At 41.0% G+C, this 21,290-nt stretch carries 12 protein-coding genes; 3 read left to right on the plus strand and 9 right to left on the minus strand.

All coding sequences use genetic code 11. From position 1 onward, the window contains the following. The 9 genes from ACVW2L_RS12730 to ACVW2L_RS12770 all read right to left on the minus strand — a co-directional run bounded on the left by ACVW2L_RS12730 (position 1) and on the right by ACVW2L_RS12770 (position 17,256). Positions 1 to 3,159, minus strand: coding sequence for a SusC/RagA family TonB-linked outer membrane protein (locus ACVW2L_RS12730; RefSeq protein ID WP_457128348.1), 3,159 nt, complete (start codon positions 3,157 to 3,159; stop codon positions 1 to 3). Positions 3,160 to 3,717: 558 nt separating this feature from the next. Next, a complete protein-coding gene (locus ACVW2L_RS12735) occupies positions 3,718 to 4,329 on the minus strand; it encodes an HAD family hydrolase (RefSeq protein ID WP_457128349.1) in 612 nt (203 codons plus the stop codon). A 114-nt stretch (positions 4,330 to 4,443) separates the two neighbouring features. Beyond that, positions 4,444 to 5,625 (minus strand): aldose epimerase family protein, encoded by a 1,182-nt coding sequence (locus tag ACVW2L_RS12740; RefSeq protein WP_457128350.1) that lies wholly within the window; start codon positions 5,623 to 5,625, stop codon positions 4,444 to 4,446. A 21-nt stretch (positions 5,626 to 5,646) separates the two neighbouring features. Continuing rightward, entirely contained in the window at positions 5,647 to 7,197 is a 1,551-nt protein-coding gene (locus ACVW2L_RS12745; protein WP_457128351.1) for an alpha-N-arabinofuranosidase, read from the minus strand. A gap of 25 nt (positions 7,198 to 7,222) precedes the next feature. Further along, complete coding sequence (locus ACVW2L_RS12750; protein ID WP_457128352.1) at positions 7,223 to 8,941, minus strand: family 43 glycosylhydrolase; 1,719 nt, start codon at positions 8,939 to 8,941, stop codon at positions 7,223 to 7,225. A 310-nt stretch (positions 8,942 to 9,251) separates the two neighbouring features. Beyond that, positions 9,252 to 10,865 carry a SusD/RagB family nutrient-binding outer membrane lipoprotein gene (locus tag ACVW2L_RS12755; RefSeq protein ID WP_457128353.1) on the minus strand — a complete coding sequence of 538 codons (1,614 nt, stop codon included), beginning with the start codon at positions 10,863 to 10,865 and terminating at the stop codon, positions 9,252 to 9,254. An 8-nt stretch (positions 10,866 to 10,873) separates the two neighbouring features. Then, positions 10,874 to 14,212 (minus strand): SusC/RagA family TonB-linked outer membrane protein, encoded by a 3,339-nt coding sequence (locus ACVW2L_RS12760; protein WP_457128354.1) that lies wholly within the window; start codon positions 14,210 to 14,212, stop codon positions 10,874 to 10,876. 636 nt (positions 14,213 to 14,848) lie between these two features. Then, complete coding sequence (locus ACVW2L_RS12765) at positions 14,849 to 16,369, minus strand: gluconokinase (RefSeq protein ID WP_457128355.1); 1,521 nt, start codon at positions 16,367 to 16,369, stop codon at positions 14,849 to 14,851. Further along, complete coding sequence (locus ACVW2L_RS12770; protein WP_457128356.1) at positions 16,366 to 17,256, minus strand: helix-turn-helix domain-containing protein; 891 nt, start codon at positions 17,254 to 17,256, stop codon at positions 16,366 to 16,368. The genes ACVW2L_RS12765 and ACVW2L_RS12770 overlap by 4 nt, the downstream gene beginning before the upstream one ends. Positions 17,257 to 17,545: 289 nt before the next feature. On the opposite strand from ACVW2L_RS12770, the gene ACVW2L_RS12775 reads away from it, so the two are divergent. The 3 genes from ACVW2L_RS12775 to ACVW2L_RS12785 all read left to right on the plus strand — a co-directional run bounded on the left by ACVW2L_RS12775 (position 17,546) and on the right by ACVW2L_RS12785 (position 21,257). Then, on the plus strand, positions 17,546 to 18,544 hold the full coding sequence (locus ACVW2L_RS12775; protein WP_457128357.1) for an RraA family protein: 999 nt from the start codon (positions 17,546 to 17,548) through the stop codon (positions 18,542 to 18,544). Between the two features lie 45 nt (positions 18,545 to 18,589). After that, entirely contained in the window at positions 18,590 to 19,882 is a 1,293-nt protein-coding gene (locus tag ACVW2L_RS12780) for a mandelate racemase/muconate lactonizing enzyme family protein (protein WP_457128358.1), read from the plus strand. A gap of 244 nt (positions 19,883 to 20,126) precedes the next feature. Further along, the gene (locus ACVW2L_RS12785; RefSeq protein WP_457128359.1) at positions 20,127 to 21,257 is read left to right on the plus strand and encodes a Gfo/Idh/MocA family protein; all 1,131 of its coding nucleotides are present in this window, start codon (positions 20,127 to 20,129) and stop codon (positions 21,255 to 21,257) included. Positions 21,258 to 21,290 lie beyond the last annotated feature (33 nt).

Here is a 21,290-nt window from a genome sequence, read left to right on the forward strand (position 1 = left end):
TTAAAATTTTGCATTGATACCAAAAATAAACTGGCGTGTTTGCGTACCACCATTTAAACCGACATTCCGGCTGATGTTGCCGCCAACGGTTGGATTTACCTGAGTAACACCACTTGACTCAGGATCTACTACCGAGAAGCTGTAATTGCTTGCAGGCGAGTAAATAACAAACGGGTTGGTAACGTTGCCATAAACTCTCAGTGATGATAAGCCTAAGCGTTTAATTATACCTGATGGTATGTTATACCCAAAGTTAATTGCCCTTGCGCGAATGAACGAGCCATCATAGTACTGCAGTGTTGAATAATACTGGCCCTGGAACTGGTTGTTCGGCATTGGGAACGCGTTAGTAGGGTTACGAGGGGTCCAGTAATCAAGTACCGGCTGGTTATGACGGCCAAGGTTTAAAAACTGCCATCCTTCGGCGTTTGAGCTATTAGATGATACATACGGAACCAGGGTAGTAAAGCCCATACGCGCAACAATAACCAGACTTACGTCAAAACCTTTATAATTAAACCTGTTGGTGAAACCAAAAGTGTAATTAGGGTTAAAGTGACCAATTATTTGGTTATCATCAGAATTGATTATGCCGTTTCCGTCAACATCCTGCACCTTGATCTGGCCAGGATATTGCAAAGGTGATGTCTGGCCTCTAACCGGAAGGTATACTGTACCGCCACTGTTAGTTGCATTAGTTTTAGTAACATCAATACCTTGCGAATCTGAAATCTGCCAGATACCCAACTTTCTAACGTCATAAATTACACCTTGAGGCTGACCTTGAAATAAACCTGAACCAATGTTCCTTGGTGCACCGTTAGGTAACTCAACAATTTTTTCACGACCAATGCCTATATTGAAATCCGAAGACCAGGTAAAGCCGCCTAAGTTTTGAATATTAACCGTACTTAAAGTAAACTCAATTCCCTTATTTTCGTAAACACCTAAGTTTGATTTTTGTGTAACTGCACCATTAGTCTCCGGAAGTATATTATCCAATATTATGCCTGTAGTTTTGGAGTAATAACCCTCGATGCTACCGCTTATACGGTTTCTAAGTAAGGCAAAATCTAACGCAACGTTAGAGTCATGCGTACGCTGCCAGGTAAGTGCCGGATTTGTAATTGTGTTGATTCTTACACCCTGACGGTTACCTGCAGAGCCGCCACCAAACTGGTATGGGCGATTTTGTAACTGACCTAAAATGTCGTAAGCATTACTGCTTGTTGTTGAGGTTTCACCGTAACCGGCACGTAAAGCAAGGTTATCAATAAAATCATATTTCTTCATGAAATCTTCGTTGGTAATGTTCCAACGTACACCAACAGCTGGATATGACGTCCACTGGTTGCCTGTAGCCAGGGTAGAGTTACCGTCAGCACGCATTGAAGCCGAAATGCTGTACTTATTGTTGTAGGTGTACGCTGCACGACCAACATAAGATATTAATCCTGTTTCAGAATAAGAACCACCTCCTACGCCAAAGGTACTACCTAAGGCGAGGTTGCTATTTCTGTTCGCATCAGAAGGGATACCTTGCGCGCTTGCGCTGAAGCCTTCGTTGTGCCCTCTTTCTGCGGTGAATACACCTGTAAGATTTATGTTGTGTTTGCCAAACGTGTTGTTGTAAGTAAGCAAATGCTCTTGCGCCACACGATACGAAGTATTATTATTTGTGCTGGCAGTTGTACCGGCGACATTTATAACGTTTACACCATTAATACCGCTGTAATTGTTGCCGGTTGACTGGCCGTAGTTATAATTGATGGTGTACTTGTAAGTTAAATGATCCAATGGTTTTAATTCAGCATATATAATATTGTCGCTTTGCCATCCCCTGGTATAGTTATAATAAGCATTAGGTAATGATGAACGCAATAAAGGATTTGCAGTAGCCGCGTCCAATTGTCCTTCAAGCGGCCTTAAAACAAGAGAACCGTCAGGGTTATACACATAAGATAGCGGGCTCATCCATTGAGCATTACCTAATTCATTACCACCCGACTGATCATTCATTGTTAAGGTATTACGCGTCTGGGCTCCGATCTTAATATATTTGTTGATCTGGTGGTCAACATTTATGCTCATAGTAACACGTTCATTTTCGTTACCTGGTTGCAGGTTTCCGTTTTTTGTAGTACGATAACCAAGTTGCGCATTAAACTGTGTTTTTTCTGTACCGCTCGAAACGCGTAGCGTTTGGTCAAAAATTACCTGCTGCTTAACCACTTCGTTTACCCAATCCACATTTTTTCCATCAGCAAGCGCTTGTCTTTCTATAGGAGTTAAACCGTAAGACTGTGCGTTACCATTGCTTTGCAGGATAGAACCTTCTAAAGCGTCAGCTTTAAGCTGCACGTAACCTGCAGCATCAAGTGTTTTTATTTTTCCCTCTAATCTTGATAAGCCTACATAAGAATCATATGCAGTTTGAGTGCGGCCTATCCGGCCTCTGTTAGTAGAGATCAATATTACGCCACCCGATCCACGTGAACCGTAAATAGCTGTTGAAGATGCACCTTTTAAAACGTCTACACTCTTAATATCAGTTGGATTGATATTATCAAGCCCACCATAAAAAGGTACACCGTCTAAAACAATAAGCGGTCCGTCTTTATCCGGGCTCCCTATTGTACGGGTACCACGTATTCTGATATTACCGCCAACAACGTCTAAGCCGGCAACGCGGCCCTGCAGTTGGTTAACAACAGATGCAGCAGGTATCTCCTGTAGTGTTTTAGCATCCACACTGGTAACAGTACCTGTGTTTTCGGTTCTTTTTACAGTACCGTAACCAATTACCACTACTTCGTTCAAGTCGCGTGCGTTGGCAGCCATTGTGATAGTACCCAAATTGGCGGTAGCAGCAGATATCTGTCTTACTACATCTACGTATCCAATAAAAGTTATTGTTATGCTTGTTGTACCTGTAGGTACACTTAGTGAAAAGTTACCGCTGGCATCGGCAGTAACAGCGTTCTGCGTGCCGGTAGCTTTTATGGTTGCGCCAATAAGTGGCTCGCCTTTGTCATCCATAACACGGCCTTTAACCGTGATAGCTTGCGCAAAAGCAGTAGCAGAAAACAGGCTGATCATCGCGATCATGCACACTGTTTTCCACCACTTTACATTATTAAAAAGTGGAAGTTTGCTCATATAATTAGTTTTACTATTTAAGATTCATATAATTTAAAATTGGCCACCTGTCCTTGACATGCGACGAATTAGCAGTTTATTATATCTCTTTTTTTATCATTTAATTGGTTATTGGTTTTAATTAATATTTAGGTTACTGATAAATTCTTACAACAAAACATATTGATCACTTAATGCCATTTTACAAATCTCGCTTACGGCAAAACGCGTATGCTGTGCTTAGCTTTCAGCTACGTTATTAAAAATCAAGCAAAAATTAAAATATCACAGAGTGACTAATTGGGTCTATAATTTATAGCGATAATCCGTTTCAAATTACCGCCACTAATTTGCAGCGGATGGTTGGTTTGTACTATCACATTTCACCAAAATTATATCACAAATGTTTAAAGGGGGGATTCATTGACGATAAATATTTACGCAAACGATATAGAAATTTTACGCAAACGAAATAGTTATAACGCTAAAAAGCTATACTTTTTACGCAAACGAAATAGTTTCGATATAGTGCGTCGGTAGTTTTTACGACCCATGTAATTGGGGGTATTATGGGAGTAATTATAATTTGTCAATCCTTATGCATCGCATCCCCGCCCGCCACGCGGACTCTGCGCCTGCATCACCGTCCTCAAAAACAAGGCAATCTTCGGGGGCTATATTGAGTTTCTGTGCTGCCGCCAAAAAGGGATCCGGGTGAGGTTTGCCTCTATCGGTTTCGCCGGCGCATACTATAACGTCAACCAGATCAATTAGGCCCAAAACCTGTAGCGTTTTTTCAACGGCCACGCGGCCACTGCCGGACACTACCCCTATCTTAACTTTACCGACGTGAGCTTTTAAATGCTCTGTTACAAATTCAACAGGTTTAGTAAGGTTTATGTATTCGTTCAAAAAGAGCTGATATTTTAGTTCCTTAAACTCGGCTGCATCAAAATCGGTACCGAACCGCACATTCATTTCTTTTATAACATCTATAACCGGCCAGCCGGCCAATTCATCAATAATATCACCGTCAATAACGTGGCCCTTGCTTAAAGCTACTTTTAAGTAGGTTTCTTTATGTGCAGGCATGTTATCGGCAAGGGTGCCGTCACAGTCATATAAGAAAGCTTTGTAGCCTTTACTTAATTCGGTTAGTTGGTTTAATTTATTTAGGGTATAAGTTGTCATTCGTATGCTATTTGCCGCCGAATATAGCTATGCTCAACCAAATAAAACTTCCTAAAAACAAAAAAGCAGACCGGTTACCCGGTCTGCTTTAATATTTACTTAGATACAAATAACTTATTTAGCTACGCTAAATTTGTAAATGCTTGTGGTTTTATATGTTTGACCAGGATTTAAAGTTGTTGATGCAAACTCTGGTTTGTTAGGTGCATCAGGGAAATGCTGTGTTTCTAAACACAACGCCGAGCGTAACGGATAGGCAACTTTTCCTTTGCCATCTTTAGCACGGCCATCTAAAAAGTTACCGCTGTAAAACTGCAGACCGGGCTCTTCTGTGTAAACGTCCATAACAATGCCGGTAACCGGGCTTTTAACTGTTGCTACAATATCTTTTAGCGTGTGTTTGTTAAGCACAAAGTTGTGGTCATAACCTTTACCAAATTTCAGTTGCTCCTCGGTAGCGTTAATGTCTTTGCCTATAGTTTTTGATTTAGTAAAATCAAACGCAGTACCTTTTACAGGAGTGATCTTTCCGGTTGGGATAAGTGTGTTATCAACCGGTGTTATAGCATCAGCGGCTATGTGCAACTCATTGTTCAAAATGGTTGAATCGCCGGCGCCGTTAAGATTCCAATAAGCGTGATTGGTTAAGTTAACAACGGTAGCTTTATCAGTAGTAGCGCTATAATCAATTTGAACAGCGTTATCATCAGTTAAAGTATAAACAACCTTAACATTTAATGTGCCAGGATATCCTGCTTCGCCATCTTTAGAAACGTAGGTAAGTTCCAATTTTTGCTTGCCTACCTGTTTTGCATCCCATACCTGCATCCAATAGCCGTGGGCGCCGCCATGCAAAGTATTTTTTCCATCATTCAGCTCAAGGGTATATTCTTTACCATTTAATGTAAACTTGCCATTGCCAATACGATTTCCGAAGCGGCCTATCAGTGCACCAAAATACGGCTCGCCGCGTTTTTGGTAGGTTTTTACATCATCATATCCTAAAACAACATCTTTAAACGCGCCGGTTTTATCTTTAACATTTAAACTAACAATGCGGCCGCCATAGTTGGTAATGGCTACAGTCATGCCATTTTTGTTTGATAAGGTGTAAAGGTGGGTGTCTTTACCATTCACCTTGCCAGTAAAATTACTGCTATCGGGTACTGCAGTACTAGTTTGTTCCATAGTATTCTCGGTTGTTGTTTTCTCTTCAGTTGGTGGCGTGCATGCATAGTTGCCTAAAGCAGCAACCGCTATTAAAGCCGACATGAAAATTTTTGATTGTGTTCTCATTGTTCTAATTGGTTTATTGGTTTACTTTAATTCAAGCGATACAACTGAATGTGCAGGCAATTTAACAGATATATTGCTTCCATCCTTTTTCGCATCATTAAACGCTACAAGTTTAATATTATTGGGGTTAGCAAAAGTATTAATATTGGTAACATTTGTACCTGTAAGTATTTGGCCCGTTACGATGCTCCAGGCAACATCGCCTAAATCAGCTTTAAAATCAATTGCTTTATGGTTGTCAATGTTCACTATAGTAAGGTGGATCTTTCCGCTGGCGTCTTTTGATGCTGATACGTTAACAGCAGGCAATTTCTTGCCGTCAAACTCATAATCAGGTACATCCAGTTTAATTGGCAGCAGTTTAGCATCCTGATGCACTTTGTACATATCAAAAACATGATAGGTTGGTGTAAGAATGATCTTCTCTTTTTGGGTTAAGATCAACGCCTGCAAAACGTTAATAGTTTGCGCCAGGTTGGCCAACTTTACCCTATCGGCATGGTTGTTAAATATGTTTAATGTTGATGCCGCTACCAATGCATCCCGCAAGCTGTTTTGCTGATACAAAAACCCCGGGTTAGTGCCTGGTTCAGAGTCTGTCCAAACACCCCACTCATCAACTACAAGGGCCATTTTTTTCTCCGGATCATATTTATCCATAATGGCAGAGTGTTTAGTAACAAACTCTTCCATTTTTAGGCCATTTTTTAGGGTGTTGAAGTAAGCGTCCTCTGTAAATTTTGTGGCTGATCCTTTACTGCCTGTCCAGCTTCCGGTTGGCAGTGTATAATAATGCAGCGCTATACCCCACATATCTTTCTTAACATTTTTCATTACAACTTCTGTCCAGTTGTAATTATCGCCCGCAGGGCCGGTAGCAATCTTCTTCAGCTTATTATCGCCATAGTCTTTAGCAAAAATAGCGTAGCGTTTATACTCGTCAGCGTAGTACTCGGGCGTCATGTTACCACCGCAACCCCAGCTTTCATTCCCTACACCCCAAAACGTTACATTGTATGGTTTTGGATGGCCGTTTTTAGCGCGAAGATCAGTAAGCGGGCTCTTGCCGTCAAAGTTAAGGTACTCTACCCAGTTAGACATCTCCTGAACGGTACCACTGCCCACGTTACCTGTTATGTAAGGTTCGGTATTTAGCAGTTTGCAAAGCTCTAAAAACTCGTGTGTGCCAAAGCTGTTATCCTCCGTTACGCCGCCCCAATTGGTGTTAACCATTTTAGGCCTGTTTGTGCGTACGCCAATGCCATCGCGCCAATGATACTCGTCGGCAAAGCAACCTCCCGGCCAGCGCAGGTTTGGGATCTTGATCTTTTTTAAAGCCTCAACAATATCCAACCTAACACGGTCCTGCTTTTTAACAGGCATTTTAGCATCAACCCAAAACCCATCATAAATACCGCGGCCCAGGTGCTCGGCAAACTGCCCGTATATGTGGCGACTTACCACCATGCCGGTTTCTTTACCTATCGTTGCTTTTGCGCTTTGAGCAAAAACAGATGACGCGCCAAGGGCCCATAATGCCAGTGTGCCTACAGAAAACAATGTTTTTTTCATGTATGAATTTTATATATCTAATTAATCAATCTTTAACTACCGGGTTACCTGTTTTAATACCACTCTCGTTAAAAGCATCAACAGTAAAATAATAGCTTTCTGCTTTGTTTAAGCTTCTGATGGTTACTTTCTCTGCGCCTAATACCTGATAAGTATGATACAACTTATCAGGTTCTGTGCCATAGCGCACGTTGTAGCCTACTGCATTAGGGGTTTTTATCCATGATATATCAGCCACGCAAGGGTCTGTTTTTGACCGACTAACAAAAATATCGTTCTTCTGGGTCATTACGCCGTCAGTACCCTTTCCAAACACGCGCAAGTCTGCAATGGCAAATTTGCCTGATGGCATTTTATAATTAGTTAACCTAATGTAGCGTGCTTTAACCGGTGCGCTCAACTCCAAATAATCATGTGGAGCATCTATTTTATTAGTGCGTTTATCAGCAAGTGTTTTCCATGTTTTCTTATCGGTTGAGTATTGCAACAAGTACTGGTAATAATCGTTATCGCTACGACCAAAAGAGCTGGCTTCGTTCTCAGCGTAATTTACCTGCACCGCATTTACTGTCGATATTTTTTTAAGGTCCATGGTTATCCATTCGCCTTTATCACCTGTAGCCGCGCTCCAATAGGTGCGTATATCCTCGTCAGAAGCGTTTTCTTTTGGATATTTTTCTTGTGACGAGGAAACCTCTATAGGTTTTTTATAAGACAACAGCATCCATTTAGGCTTTAACTCTGCAGGGCTGGTTAACTGCTTTTTAGGTAGGGTTAGCGGGAAATCGCCAAAGTCTGTGTAGGTATGGAAAATACCGTCCTTATCAAAAAACAAAGGGAACAAGCTAAGGCGGCGCTCAAACATATGTTTTACAGAAATCACATCAGTTGATACACGCCAGTAATTGCCATAATTATCTTTAAATGTACCGCTATGTCCTGCTCCGGCTACAAAGCCCTCCGGGCGCATAGATCCGGGATTATTTGGCATTAATGTAAATGGGCCCATTGGCTTATCAGAAACATAAACACCATCGTTATAACTTTTAAATTCCGTGCCCGGTGCAGAGTATTGCCAATAATATTTACCGTTGTGCTTGGTTACCCAACTTCCTTCTATCCAGGGGCGCCCGTCAACAGTCTGATAATCGCCGCGACGCTCCCAACCATGGCTTTCCTTATCGCTGTTAAAAAATACAGTTGGTTGGCCCAAAGGGAGCATGGTTTTAGGATCAAGCTCTACTGCATACAGTGGATTAACGTTAGAGCATCCGTAATAAAAATATACGCGGTCATCATCGTCAGCAAATAAAAAGGGATCAATCATAGTTATAGGGAATTTATCCTGCACTACGGTCCATTTACCAGTTTTTGGATCTGCCGTCTTATAAATTTTAAGTGGATTGTTGCCTGATGCCATAAAGTATACCTCGCCTCTGTAAACCATCGCAGTTGGCGCATAATCTTCCAGCGGCAGATCATTGGTTTTGATCAGGTCCCAGTTTAACATATCAGTAGAATGAAAATAACCGCCAGATTTGGATGCAAACAGGTAATACTCTCCTCTAAAGTTTATCATTGCCGGGTCGGCTGCCTCACGGCGCGAGGTACCGTCTAACGCGTAGCGGTAACTTAAGTTAACCGGATTAATGATAGTTGTTTGCTTGCTTTTAGGCAACACAAGCTGCGCTTTAGTTGCCCCACCGGCAATAATAAGGCAACATGCCAGAATAAAATTTCTCATATATTTATTAAGCTTAATATTAACTTATTTTTAATCAGACACTTATAACAGCCAACAACGCTTTTTTAAATATTATAGTGCCGATAGTTATACTAAAGAAAATTGGTTTACAAATGTTTACAATATAGGCTACAAAGAGGCAACAATGTTATCGGTTTTTGTTCTGCTAATGTATAAAACCATTTTTAATTGTTATAAATACACTTGAAAATAAATTAACGAAAACGTGACCAATATTTAGGTTAGCCATTAAAACATAAAACCCGGGCTTTCGCCCGGGTTTTATAGATAATTATAATCGTTTTAACTATTACTTATCCCAGAATAAGCGTTGTGTAACGTCATCGCCACCCATGCTTGCAATGGCACCCTGGTAACCTGAGGCATTAACCGAACGCTCAATTAGAGGGTAAGGTACACGACGGGCAAAACCGCCGGTTGACGCAGGTAGAGGAGTACCGAATGAGTTTGGAGTTAAAGCCGGGAAACCGCTTCTTCTAAAATTAGCGTAACTCTCTGCCTGATTACCCAATGATGCTATCCAATACTGTGTATTGATTTTTTGAAGCTCATTACCGCCTGCAAAATTAACAGATGCTTGCGCTATGTAAACATTGTAGGTGTTAGCAGGTATTGCTGCAGCTGTAGGGTAAAGTGGGTACTCATCCATTGAAGCTCTTATACCGTTGTTGTAAAAAGTTTCGGCAGAACCGCTAATCCAACCTCTAAAAGCCGCCTCAGCCAACAATAACGATGTTTGTGCATAGGTGCAAACAAATATCGGTGCAGTGTTGCTGCCAAAAACGGCATAGTTTAACTGGCTGTATCTAAAACCAGAACCAGATTGAGCATTTCCGTTGAAATCGCTTTTAGTGATAACTGTTGAGTTATTAAACCCTACGGGGAAACCTTTCTGATTTGCCAATACAGTATCTTGCGGAGTACCGTTAATAACATTAGGAGAGCTATAAAAAGCCGATATGTATTTACCTCTTGGATCTTTGGTATTTTTTAGCTGATTTACAAAAGGCTCATACAAATAATAGTTGAACGGGTTTGTTCCTCGCGGACCGGCATTTAACGGATTGTTATCTGTAGCGTTAAATGGTATATAAGCGTTATCGGCGGTTGATGTCATAACACCAGGAGCAGCTACCGCGTCAGCAACAATTGATTGTGCTTTGGCTGCATCTACCTTAGAGTAACGCATGCCTAAGCGCAGCATTAAACTGCCTGCTAATCTTTGCCATTTAGGTATTTGTACTGTAGCGGTAGTAGAACTAAAGCCTGTACCATAAAATATATCAAATGGAACAGCGTCAGTGCTATTAACACCTGTTAATTTAAAACCTGCTCTTGCTTCTTTCAACTCTTTCAATAAATCAGTATAAATATCAGCAGCCTTATCATACTTAGGTGTAAGAATACTAACATCAGTACCGGTAAACCCTTTAGTGGCTTCGCTATAAGGAACATCGCCGTAAGTGTCAACCAATATCATGTAGTTCATGGCACGTAATATTCTGATCATTTGAATCAGGTTGGGCCTTTGTATCGCCTCGGCTTTTGCTAATGCAAGTGCGCGGTCTAATAATCTAACGGTACCATTACCGGCGGCGCCGCCGTACATCTGGTTCCATCTTATTACGTTGTAAGTATCCGCACCTACTATTGAGTTAAACTGAAAACCAGCGGTTACACCAACATCATACGCGTTAACAAACTGCTGAACGATAGTTGATTCGACTTCCCAGCTTCCGGTACTTACGTTACGTTGCGCAGAACTCAATAATATTGCCGGATCTATAGTAGTTTGTTGATACGGGCTTTGATTTTTTTCAACAAAACCTTTATCGCAACTTCCCAATGCTAAAACCGCGGTAGTTGCCAATAAAAATTTAAAGCTATTTATTTTTTTCATCATGTTCAATTTTAGAATTTAACATTTAAGTTAAGGCCCCATGTACGGGTTGTTGGTAAAGCGCTTTGCTCATAACCCAATCTTGAATCGCCTGTAGATGCCATTGATTCAGGATCAACATCCGGAATATCTTTGTAAAGTATTGCAGCATTACGTACAAACGCAGATAAGCTTAAGCCTTTTATTCCTTTAACGTTTTTAACCATATCAGAGAAATCATAGCTAAGCGTAATGTTTCTTAATTTTACGAAATCGCTTTTGAATACAAATGGATCTGCAATTTGCAAAGTACGATAGTCTGTATAGAAAGATGCCGGGTTAACACCAACGGCTCTGTTAGCATTGTTTGTACCATTTGTTGCACCAGGGGTGCCACCCGGACCTCCGGTTGGATCATAAATTATAGCAGGGAATTTCACACCACCTTCACGACCAACTAACGACGCTTGAGTTAAACCTTGTCTTAAACCGTTAAGCGCTGTTGATGAAAACACCTTACCGCCAAATTTATAGTCAACGTGAACCAATAAGCTTAATTTTTTGTAACGGAAGTTGTTATTGAAACCACCGGTCCATTTCGGATCTGCCTGTCCAAATGTCACGTCGTTAGCACTTGCTAATAACGTTCCGGCTGCTGAAACAAGGATGTTGCCGTTTGCGTCTCTGCGGTAAGTTGGTGACTGTAATTGGTTCATAGCCATGCCAACCCTGTAACTTAATTTACCTAAAAACTCGTTACCATTAGCGTTAAATGCGTTAACTACCTGCTCGGTTGTGCCGGCAGCTAATTGTAACACGCGGCTTTCATTGTACGCTCCGTTTATTGAGGTGGTCCAGGTAAAGCTTGGAGTTTTTATAGGTGTACCTTCCACTAATACTTCAATACCTTTGTTTTGCAACTTGCCTAAATTTACGGGCCTTAAGGTAAAGCCGGTTGTGGCAGAAAGCGGAGTGTTTAATAGTTGGTTTTCGCTGCTTTTGTTATAAACTGCGATATCGAAATTTAAACGGCTATTTAAGGTTTTTACCTCTAAACCTATTTCCTTCTCAATTACGTCAAATGCCTGAACATAAGGATTAGGAAAAGTAGAGCTGTAATTACCAATTGTATAGCTATAGCCATTTGCGCTAAAAGGGTTAGCATTTGAGCTATAGGTAAGTTGGCCATTAAAGTTATTTATAGAACCTACGCTACCTGTACGCGCGTAACTGGCTCTTAATTTACCATAATTTAACCAGCTCATGTTTGGTAACAACTCAGAGAAAACAAAACTACCACTCACAGATGGATAGTTTACCGAATTTTTTGGATCAGCAACTATAAATGCCGGCGGTGTTAAAACTGTAAACCAGTCTACACGGCTTGTAACGGTTAAATATAAAAAGCTTTTGTAACCAAAATCGGCAACACCATAAAGAGAGTTTACCTGTTGTCTGTTAAAATCATAGTTAACATTTTTCTGAGCACCGTTTTCAATAGAGTATAGATTTTGTACAATCAATCCATTAGCGGTTGACGCCCTGACACCACTACCACGCTCATCACGAATATTTCCACCCAAAGTTAATTCGGCACTAAAATCACCAAACCTTTGGTTATTGGTGCCTAACAGGAAGTCGTAGTTCATGTTGCGCGCCCAGTTTGTATTAACATTGTAACTTCCGCTGAACGCAGGGCCGGTACCACCCTGTAATAAGTTGGATGCACCTACGCCGTGCGGGGTGTTACCCTCGTTAAGCCCGCTGTTATAATCAAACGCTACGCGGCCTTGTAAGTATAAATATTTAAAGAAATCATACCTTGCAGTTGTTGTAGATAAAATACGGTCTGACTGTCTCAGCAAAAACTGGCGCGGGTTTGAATAATATGGATTAAGCAATGTTGTTTGAAACCCTGATGTTGTGGCTTCACTTAACGAAGTAGGATTTACTGCTTTATCTCTAAGCAAAGCGATTGGTATTGCCGGGCTCAAGCGATAGAAAAAGTTAGGAGCGCCTGCACCCTGGAAACCTACCTGAGGCGGATTGTTATTTACCTCATTAGCGTAGTTTAAGTTAAAGGTAAGGTTCAACTTATCTGTTAGCTTACTGTTTAGGCCAAAGTTTACAATTTTTTTGTGATAATCGTTAACAGGAGAGATACCTTTAGCATCCTGGTTTGAATAACCTAACCTGAAACTGGTTGTAGCATTACCGCCAGAAATTGCTAAACTATTATTAAATGAGGTACCTGTTCTGTAATATTCAGTGATACGATGTGGGTTTGGTAAATATGGGCCTTTACTTCCATCAAAAAAATCAACCGGCGAGCCATCATATTTAGCGCCCCAGGTTTGACCTCCGTAAGTAATAGACTCACCAACATCTTTAGGTTTTCTGCCTGTCATATTTACTGCATCCCAAACACCGTGTCCGTATATCATTTGATAACGGTTATAATCTAATACCTGGTCGGCAGCAAAGTTCGAACTGAAATCTACACTAAACTTAGCATTTTTAGCACCACTTTTTGTAGTGATAATGATTGCACCGTTAGCCGCTCTTGAACCATATAACGCAGCAGCGGTAGAACCTTTCAATACGTTGAAAGACTCAATATCATCCTGGTTAATTTGTTGCAAGGCGTCACCGCGGTCTGTAGTGTTATTTGGGCCTACGCTCTGCTCGCCTTGATCCATTGGCAAACCGTTAATAACAATTAACGGAGAGTTGGTAGCGCCATTAAACGCTGCCTGTCCACGTAAACGGATCCTGGTACTTGAACCCGGACCAGCTGAAGGAGGAGAAATGTTCAAGCCGGCAACTTTACCTTCTAAGGAAGACATTACGTTAGTTGTACGGTTTTGAGTTATCTCTTCAACTTTTACTGTAGTTGAGGCGTAACCTAATTTTTTTGCTTCGCGTTTGATACCCAATGCAGTTACAACAACTTCCTCAAGCGCGCTGCTTCTGGTGGCCATAGTTACATTTATTACTGTACGGGCTCCTACAGTTTGTGTTTGTGTTTCGTAACCTAAATAGGCAAACACTAATACTGAATTATCGCCTTCTACTGATAGGCTGTAGTTACCGTTAGCATCAGTTGTAGTGGCTTTTTGGGTACCTTGCTCGGTTATGGTTACCCCTACAAGGGTCTCGCCCTTGTCGTCTACCACTTTACCGGTTACTGTTTTAGCCGGTACAGCTTTATCTACAACGTTTGCGAAAAGTGATTTAGGTTCTTTATTAAAAGACCTGGCGTTATTATTTGTCTTGTGGTTGTCTGCCTGCGCAGCCGAAGCACACAAAAGTAATGTGAAAACACTTGTAACAATACGATTGTACGAAGGTGTTCCTCTTCTTTTTTTCATAATTTTGGTTTAAATCAATGACTATATTTTTTGATTAATGCCTTTATCAAAATCTGACCATTTTGGTAGAGGTTTTTTTGTGCGTAATTACGCCGCCTAAGGTTAAGGTACTTTTTTCTTCATGTTTGATTATTTAGGTTACTAATAATTTAATTTATTTAACTTATTTAACTGGGTTAGACCTCTTTTTCCAAATTACGTAGGCAATCTGCTTCTGTTATGTTAATATCAGTAACGCAAAGCGTACTAATTTCATATAAAACATCAGGCAAAACCTTCAGGTGCCTTTCAATATCAATAAAGAAAAATAGTTTATGTTAAAATTAATAAGGTAGTTTAAACCTGCTGACCAGAAAAAATAGAAACAAATTTTACTATTTAAAAAGGGGCAGTACCAAAAAAGTTTAACCGGTTAATAGTTTATAATAGATTTGTTACAAATAATGATAAAATAAAGAATCCAGTCTACTAAATAAAACCAGCGGTGATTTTTACACAAAAAAATGAGGGACATTCTTTTTAACTTACCCTAGGGGTGAAATAAAGATTTATTAAATTTTTATTCACCAACCTAAACAGCTACAACAATGGCAACAAATCGTCATTACCGTTTAAAAGAATCTAAAAAAATTGGTTTTAAGTGATGTTTTGAAGCCGCGAAATATTATCAAACTCGACACCAATTTTCTCTATAAGGCTCTCAAAAACGGCAAAATATTGCATGTAGCGCGCATGATCATTAGCATTTGGCAAAAATATTTGATGCATTTTTATTGTATTCGACGCTTCGCGCAGATTTTTGTACATGCCCATCTCTGTTGCACTTAATAAGAACGCCCCCACTCCAATGGTATCTCCGTGCGTTATTGTACTAACAGGCTTGTTAAAAATATCAGCAATTATTTGTGTACAAAACGGGATAGACGCAAAGCTGCCGTTAACAGATAAGCTGTTTATAGCACGATGATTCTCGAACGTTTTGCCTATGCTGTACATCTCATATAGTATACCTTCAATAGTAGCCCTAATAAAGTGCTTACGTTCATGCCTTATATTAATGCCAAAGTAACATCCCTTGGCGTTGGCGTTCCAAATTGGAGCTCTTTCGCCCAGTAAATATGGCAAAAATAACAGCCCGTCTGACCCTACTGCAACCTCAGCTGCGTCTCTTATAAGGTTGCCCATTGAATAATCAATATCAAAAGCCTTTTTAAAGTCGCCAAAGCGTTTGGTAAACCATTCAAAAATAACCCCGCCACTATTGGTAGGGCCGCCGCTTACAATGTGCTCTTTGGTAAGCACGTAATTAAATATCTGTTTACTATGGTCTCTTATAATCTTATCCCCAATTATTCTGAACGCCCCACTATCTTCAATAGTAATGGTGGCCTTGCCTTCTTCCCAAACCCCTGCTCCAAGTGTTGCCAAACATCCGTCGCTTGATCCTACTATGATCTTTACCTCGGGCTGCAGGCGCAGCGCTTTTTGAAACTCCTTTTTTAGCTTAGCCTCTGAGTAGAAAACAGATACAAGCTCTGGTAGTTTGTCGGGCTTTATACCGGCAAAATCAAGTGCTGCATCGTCCCAGGCAAGTTTATGGATATTCATCAGGCCCATTGCCGAAGCAATACTATAGTCTACCAGGCAAGCACCCGTAAGCTGTTGAATAATGTAACTTTTAACAGGCAGGAACTTACTTGTCCTGCTAAATCGTTCCGGATCATTGTTTCTGAGCCATGCAATCTTCACCATTGACGACATGGGATGTATAGGTGTACCCGTGGCTTCATACAGTTTGCGCCCCAGCTCAGATTCTTTTAGTTCAACCGCCTCTTCCTTTCCACGGTTATCCGCCCAGGTTATTACATTGCCCAGCGGAACGCCATCTTTATCTACAGTAAGCAGGCTGTGCATGGATGCGCTGAAACAAATGCAACCAACAACATACTTTTGCGGATAAAGCGTCTCGTTAAGTAAATTCTTTAAAACGTAAAGCATCGTTATAAAAACCTGCTCGGGGTCTTGTTCGCTATTATCAGGTCCTTCATGAAAAGTAGGGTAATGGCCTTTTGCAAAACCTATTATATTACCCATCAGATCAAACGCAAAAATCCGTACCGCGTTGGTACCTAATTCAATGGCTATTATACTGTTCATGGTTGTAGGTTGCTAAGTTGAATGTTATTCTTCCTAAAATCGCTTGGCGTATATCCGGTAAGCTTTTTAAAGGTTGTTGAAAAATGCTGAGACGAGTAAAAACCAATGGCAAGGGCTATATCAGTTACATTCACCTCGTTTCGCTTTAATAATTTAATTGCTTCGGTTATACGTAAATTAATAAGGTAATTTAATGGCGAAAAGCCTGAGTAATTTTTAACCTTCTCTGTAAAGGCGGTGGTGCCCATGCCGGCAAAGGCCGCCATTTCTTCAACCGTCCACTGCCTGGCCAGGTTCTGTCGCAAGGTTTGTTCAAGCCGCAAAAAAGTTGTCGGGAAATCTCGGCGAGAGTGGTTTTGGCGTATAAGCTGGCGGCATACCGTAATAAAAAGGTGATCAAGCAATTGTGCAATGCGTGTACAAAATCCTACTTCAGCATTTTGAAGTTCGTATTTCAGATCAAAAAACAAAGCCTGGGCCTCTTTTATATTAAGTACCAGCAGGCCTTTGTTTACTGAGAGTATTTGCTCAAGCGCGTGCCGTTCTTTTTTGCTTAACTGGCTCCATTCTCCTATTAATTGCTTTTGATTTTGAACATTCAGCTTAACCCACATCACCGAGCCTATGTTGAGTATGTTGTTCTTTCCTCCAAAATTCTCGCCGGGTAATATAACGGCAATATCTCCCGGGTAAAGCGTATGCTCTGTTGCACCAATAACCCAGTTGTGCTTACCCTCTAATACATAGTATAGACCTATACCATCCATCACGCCCACATTAAATGAGTTAAGCTGGATGGTTGTATTCTTTTTATAGGCAAACTCCTTAATATGCGGAAAGTCTACCAGTTCTTTTGATGCTTCCTGTTGAAGTAACAACTGATTCATTCTGGCTTAAATGCTTTAACTATAATAATTGGTTATAAATTGTGACGAGTTCGGCGGCTAATATTGTAACAAATATATACCGCTAAAGTAAGAATTTTGTGTAAAAATCAACATTGGTTAAAAATGGTAGTTTATTTTTTGCTGATTTTTATTATTTGCGCAACCGTTGTATTACCTAACAAAGAAAATAGTTTTATCCTAAAATTTTTACGTAACCTAAAAATATAGGTAAAAATTATTTATGTAGCTTAGAGCCCATAATTATTTAACCAATTATTATATAACCAAGATGAGTACAAACCTAAAGATAGTTGCCCTTGCATTACTGCTTGGTGTTTCTGTTGAAGTTTCTGCCCAGGTTGCTGCGCCAGCTGCTGGCCCGCAAGTAAACCAGACTGACAGAGATGAACTAGTGTACCTTACCCCCGAATGGAAAGGCGAGCGCTTTCCGGACGGACGCCCAAAAGTACCAGATGATATTATTCAGCGTATGAAATCTGTAAGTATTGAAGAAGCCTGGGCTACCATGGGTGGTTCAAAATTCAATTATCAGCTGGCTGAAGATTGGCCAATAAAAATCAACCCGGATAGTGTACTTTGTGGCCGTGCTTTTACCACTCAATTTGTACCTTATCGCCCTGATATGTGGAAAGCGATAGACGACAGAGGTAAAAAAGAAGGCCGGCGCGCGCAAAACGTTTGGGGTGTTGAGCAATTGCAAAAAGGCGACGTTTATGTGGCAGATCAGTTTGGCTTGCACAAAAACGGCCCAACCATTGGCGACCGTGTAGCAGCTGATATTTATAAAAGAACTAAAACCGGTATTGTGTATAACGGAGCCGTAAGAGACCTTGAAGGGTTAAAAGAACTGGGCGGCTTTACTTCATACATAGATAGTTATTCACCAACTTTTCACAATCCGGGCACCGATCAAAACACAATGATATTGAGTTTTAACAAACCTACCCGTATTCGCCAGGTTACTGTTATGCCGGGCGACGTTGTTTTAGGCAAACAAGGTGTGGTTATCTTTATCCCACCACATTTAGCAGAAAGAGTAGTTAAAGCGTCAGAAAGAACCCGTTTAGAGGATATGTTCGCCCACATTCGCACTGCAGAAGGCGTATATACTTCCGGACAAATGGACGCTGGCTGGCCTGCCCCTATCCGTGCCGATTATTTGGCGTGGTTGAAAGCTGCCGCTAAAGACAAGAAAATAAAACTACCGGTTGCAAAAGCTCAGGTTGATGAAATAATTGCAGCCAGCGAAGTAGCCAACGTACACTAATCTCTAATTTAAACTATAACCAACAAAAATTTAAAAATAATTATTATGTCAACAACTCAACAAAATAGGCGTTCATTCTTAACTAAAGCCGGCGTAGGTGCCGCAGCTTTAGCTTCAACGCCATTGATCCAAACTTTTGGAAAAGGCCTGGAAGATGCTAAAGAAAGGACATCTATGATGTCTGCTCCTTCTGATCTTAGAATAACTGCTGTAAAAGTTGCTTACACCAGAATGGGCGGTATGTTTGTTAAATTAGAAACCAACCAAGGCATTGTAGGCTGGGGCGAATCTGTAGATGCAAGCGCGGGCAGTTATTATTTGCTAAAACGCATGGCCGGACAACTAACCAGAAATCCAAATCCGTTAAGACCAAATGTAATTTTCGAGCAAATTCGTAAAGGTGGTGTTTTTGGTGGTGCTCAGGCTGGCACCTACGTTGCTACTTTAACTGCGCTTGAATGTGCTTTGTGGGATTTAACAGGTAAAGCATTGGGTTTACCAATTCACCAATTATTAGGTGGTAAATTCCGTGATAAAGTGCGCGTTTATTGCGATACTGAATTTTATGCAGTAGGTGGCAAAACTCCTGAATCTTTTGCTAAAGCTGCACAAGACGTTGTTAACCGTGGTTATACCGCAATTAAATTTGACCTTGATGAGGCCAATGACCCAAATAAATGGGACCGTACTAACTGGACCGCCAGCCAAATGGAAATTGATAGAATGGTTAACTCTGTAGCTGCTGCAAGGAAACAAGTAGGTAATAAAATTGATATTTGCTGCGATATGCACGGCCGTTATGATGCGCCTACCGCGCGTAAAGCTGCTAAAGCCTTAGAGCCTTACAACCTTATGTGGTTAGAAGAACCTATCCCTGCAGATAACGCTGAAGTATATAAAACCATAAGCAACGAAACCAGTACACCTATTTGCTGTGGCGAGAACGTTTACCTTACTTATGGCTTTACACGTTTACTATCTGAAGCTATGGTTGACATTATTATGCCCGACCTGCAAAAATGCGGTGGCTTAGGTGAAGGACAGCGTATTGCTGCTTTAGCTAACGCTTACTATACACCATTCTCTCCGCACATGGTGGGTACAATGGTTGGCGCTATGGCATCTGCTCACGTTTGTGCTGCAGTACCTAACTTCCAAATTTTAGAGTGGCAAACAAAAAGTGATACCGACCAAGAGTGGAAAGACATGGTATCTTATGACAAACCGTTTATTGAAAAAGGCTTCATGACTGTATCTGATAAACCAGGTATTGGTGTGGATGTTAATCAAGAAGGAATGAAAAAATACGCTGTTGCAGGCGTGCCTTACTTTGAATAATAGTATGCATTAACACTTTTATAGTGTTAACTAAATAAAAGGCCAACCAGAGTAAAATCTGGTTGGCCTTTTTTGTTTAAAGCCGAGGCTTTATCTCCGAAACTGTACTTATGTTCCAGCGGAACAAAGTTTTAATTAATAACCCGCTAAAAAAAGAATTCATCATTCCAACTAACTAAAAGGATAGCGTTTCTTTTTTTGAACCATTATTTGTATACTTGATTACCAATTTTAAATACAATCTATGGACTCTCGCAGAAATTTCTTACAGAAGCTTGGCCTGTCGGCTCTTGCACTCAACTTAGCCCCCGTAACCGGCTGGGCAAAAAACAAACCTGTAATAAGCGATAAACCTTATGACGGACCTGTTTTACGTGTTGCAATGGTAGGCATAGGCACCTATGGTAATATAGTGGCCCGCGCATTACAGGCAAGTACGAAGGCCAAGTTAGTAGGCGTTGTTAGCGGTACCCCATCAAAGGTTAAAGACTGGCAAACAAAATATGGTCTACCTGACAAGAACGTTTACAATTACGACAATTTTGAGGAGATAAAGAACAACCCCGATATTGACGCCATATATTTTACCGTACCCAACTTTTTGCATAAACCGTATGTACTAAGAGGTGCAAAAACAGGGAAGTTTATAATAAGCGAAAAACCGCTTGGCCGCAATGCCAAAGAGGCTCAGGAAATAGTTGATGGCTGTAAAAAAGCAGGCGTTAAATTATTGGTAGGCTATCGTATGCACTTTGAGCCTAAAAATCTGGAGATAATTGCCATGCGTAATGCGGGCGATTTTGGCAAAATAAAATACTTTACCGGCAACGGTGGATTTAGAATTGGCGACCCTACCCAATGGCGTTTGGACAAAGAAAAAGCCGGCGGTGGTTCCATGATGGATATTGGCATTTATGCCGTTAACGGCGCCCGTTATATGGTTGGCGAGGACCCTATTTGGGTTACTGCGCAAGAGCCCCCAAAAAGTGATCCGGTTAAATTTAAAGAAGGGGTTGACGAAACCATAACCTTCCAGATGGGCTTCCCCAGCGGTGCAATAGCACAGTGCCTTTCAACCTACAGCATGAACGGTGTTGACCGCTTTTTGCTGATTGGCGAAAAAGGGTGGGCCGAGCTGAACCCCGCAAACGGTTACGGACCTTTAAAAGGCAGAACCAATAAAGGCGACCTGAAAGCAATATCGCCGCCCTTACAGCAAACCGTACAGATGGATGAAATGGCCGGAATATTTTTAGAAGGCAAAACACCCGTTGTACCAGTTGATGGCGAAGAAGCGGTAAAAGACGCTAAAATAATTGACGCCGTTTACGAAGCAGTTAAAACCGGAAAGAAAGTTCCGTTGAAGCTGGGTTAAAATACATCCCTATAGTTAGAAAAGAAGCGATGG

The sequence above is a fragment of the Mucilaginibacter sp. HD30 genome, from assembly GCF_054061755.1.

Coding starts and splice junctions, on each gene's coding strand:
- ACVW2L_RS12730 (WP_457128348.1), bottom strand. CDS start 3,159: ATGAGCAAACTTCCACTTTTTAATAATGTAAAGTGGTGGAAAACAGTG.
- ACVW2L_RS12785 (WP_457128359.1), top strand. CDS start 20,127: ATGGACTCTCGCAGAAATTTCTTACAGAAGCTTGGCCTGTCGGCTCTT.
- ACVW2L_RS12765 (WP_457128355.1), bottom strand. CDS start 16,369: ATGAACAGTATAATAGCCATTGAATTAGGTACCAACGCGGTACGGATT.
- ACVW2L_RS12780 (WP_457128358.1), top strand. CDS start 18,590: ATGTCAACAACTCAACAAAATAGGCGTTCATTCTTAACTAAAGCCGGC.
- ACVW2L_RS12770 (WP_457128356.1), bottom strand. CDS start 17,256: ATGAATCAGTTGTTACTTCAACAGGAAGCATCAAAAGAACTGGTAGAC.
- ACVW2L_RS12750 (WP_457128352.1), bottom strand. CDS start 8,941: ATGAGAAATTTTATTCTGGCATGTTGCCTTATTATTGCCGGTGGGGCA.
- ACVW2L_RS12745 (WP_457128351.1), bottom strand. CDS start 7,197: ATGAAAAAAACATTGTTTTCTGTAGGCACACTGGCATTATGGGCCCTT.
- ACVW2L_RS12755 (WP_457128353.1), bottom strand. CDS start 10,865: ATGATGAAAAAAATAAATAGCTTTAAATTTTTATTGGCAACTACCGCG.
- ACVW2L_RS12740 (WP_457128350.1), bottom strand. CDS start 5,625: ATGAGAACACAATCAAAAATTTTCATGTCGGCTTTAATAGCGGTTGCT.
- ACVW2L_RS12760 (WP_457128354.1), bottom strand. CDS start 14,212: ATGAAAAAAAGAAGAGGAACACCTTCGTACAATCGTATTGTTACAAGT.
- ACVW2L_RS12735 (WP_457128349.1), bottom strand. CDS start 4,329: ATGACAACTTATACCCTAAATAAATTAAACCAACTAACCGAATTAAGT.
- ACVW2L_RS12775 (WP_457128357.1), top strand. CDS start 17,546: ATGAGTACAAACCTAAAGATAGTTGCCCTTGCATTACTGCTTGGTGTT.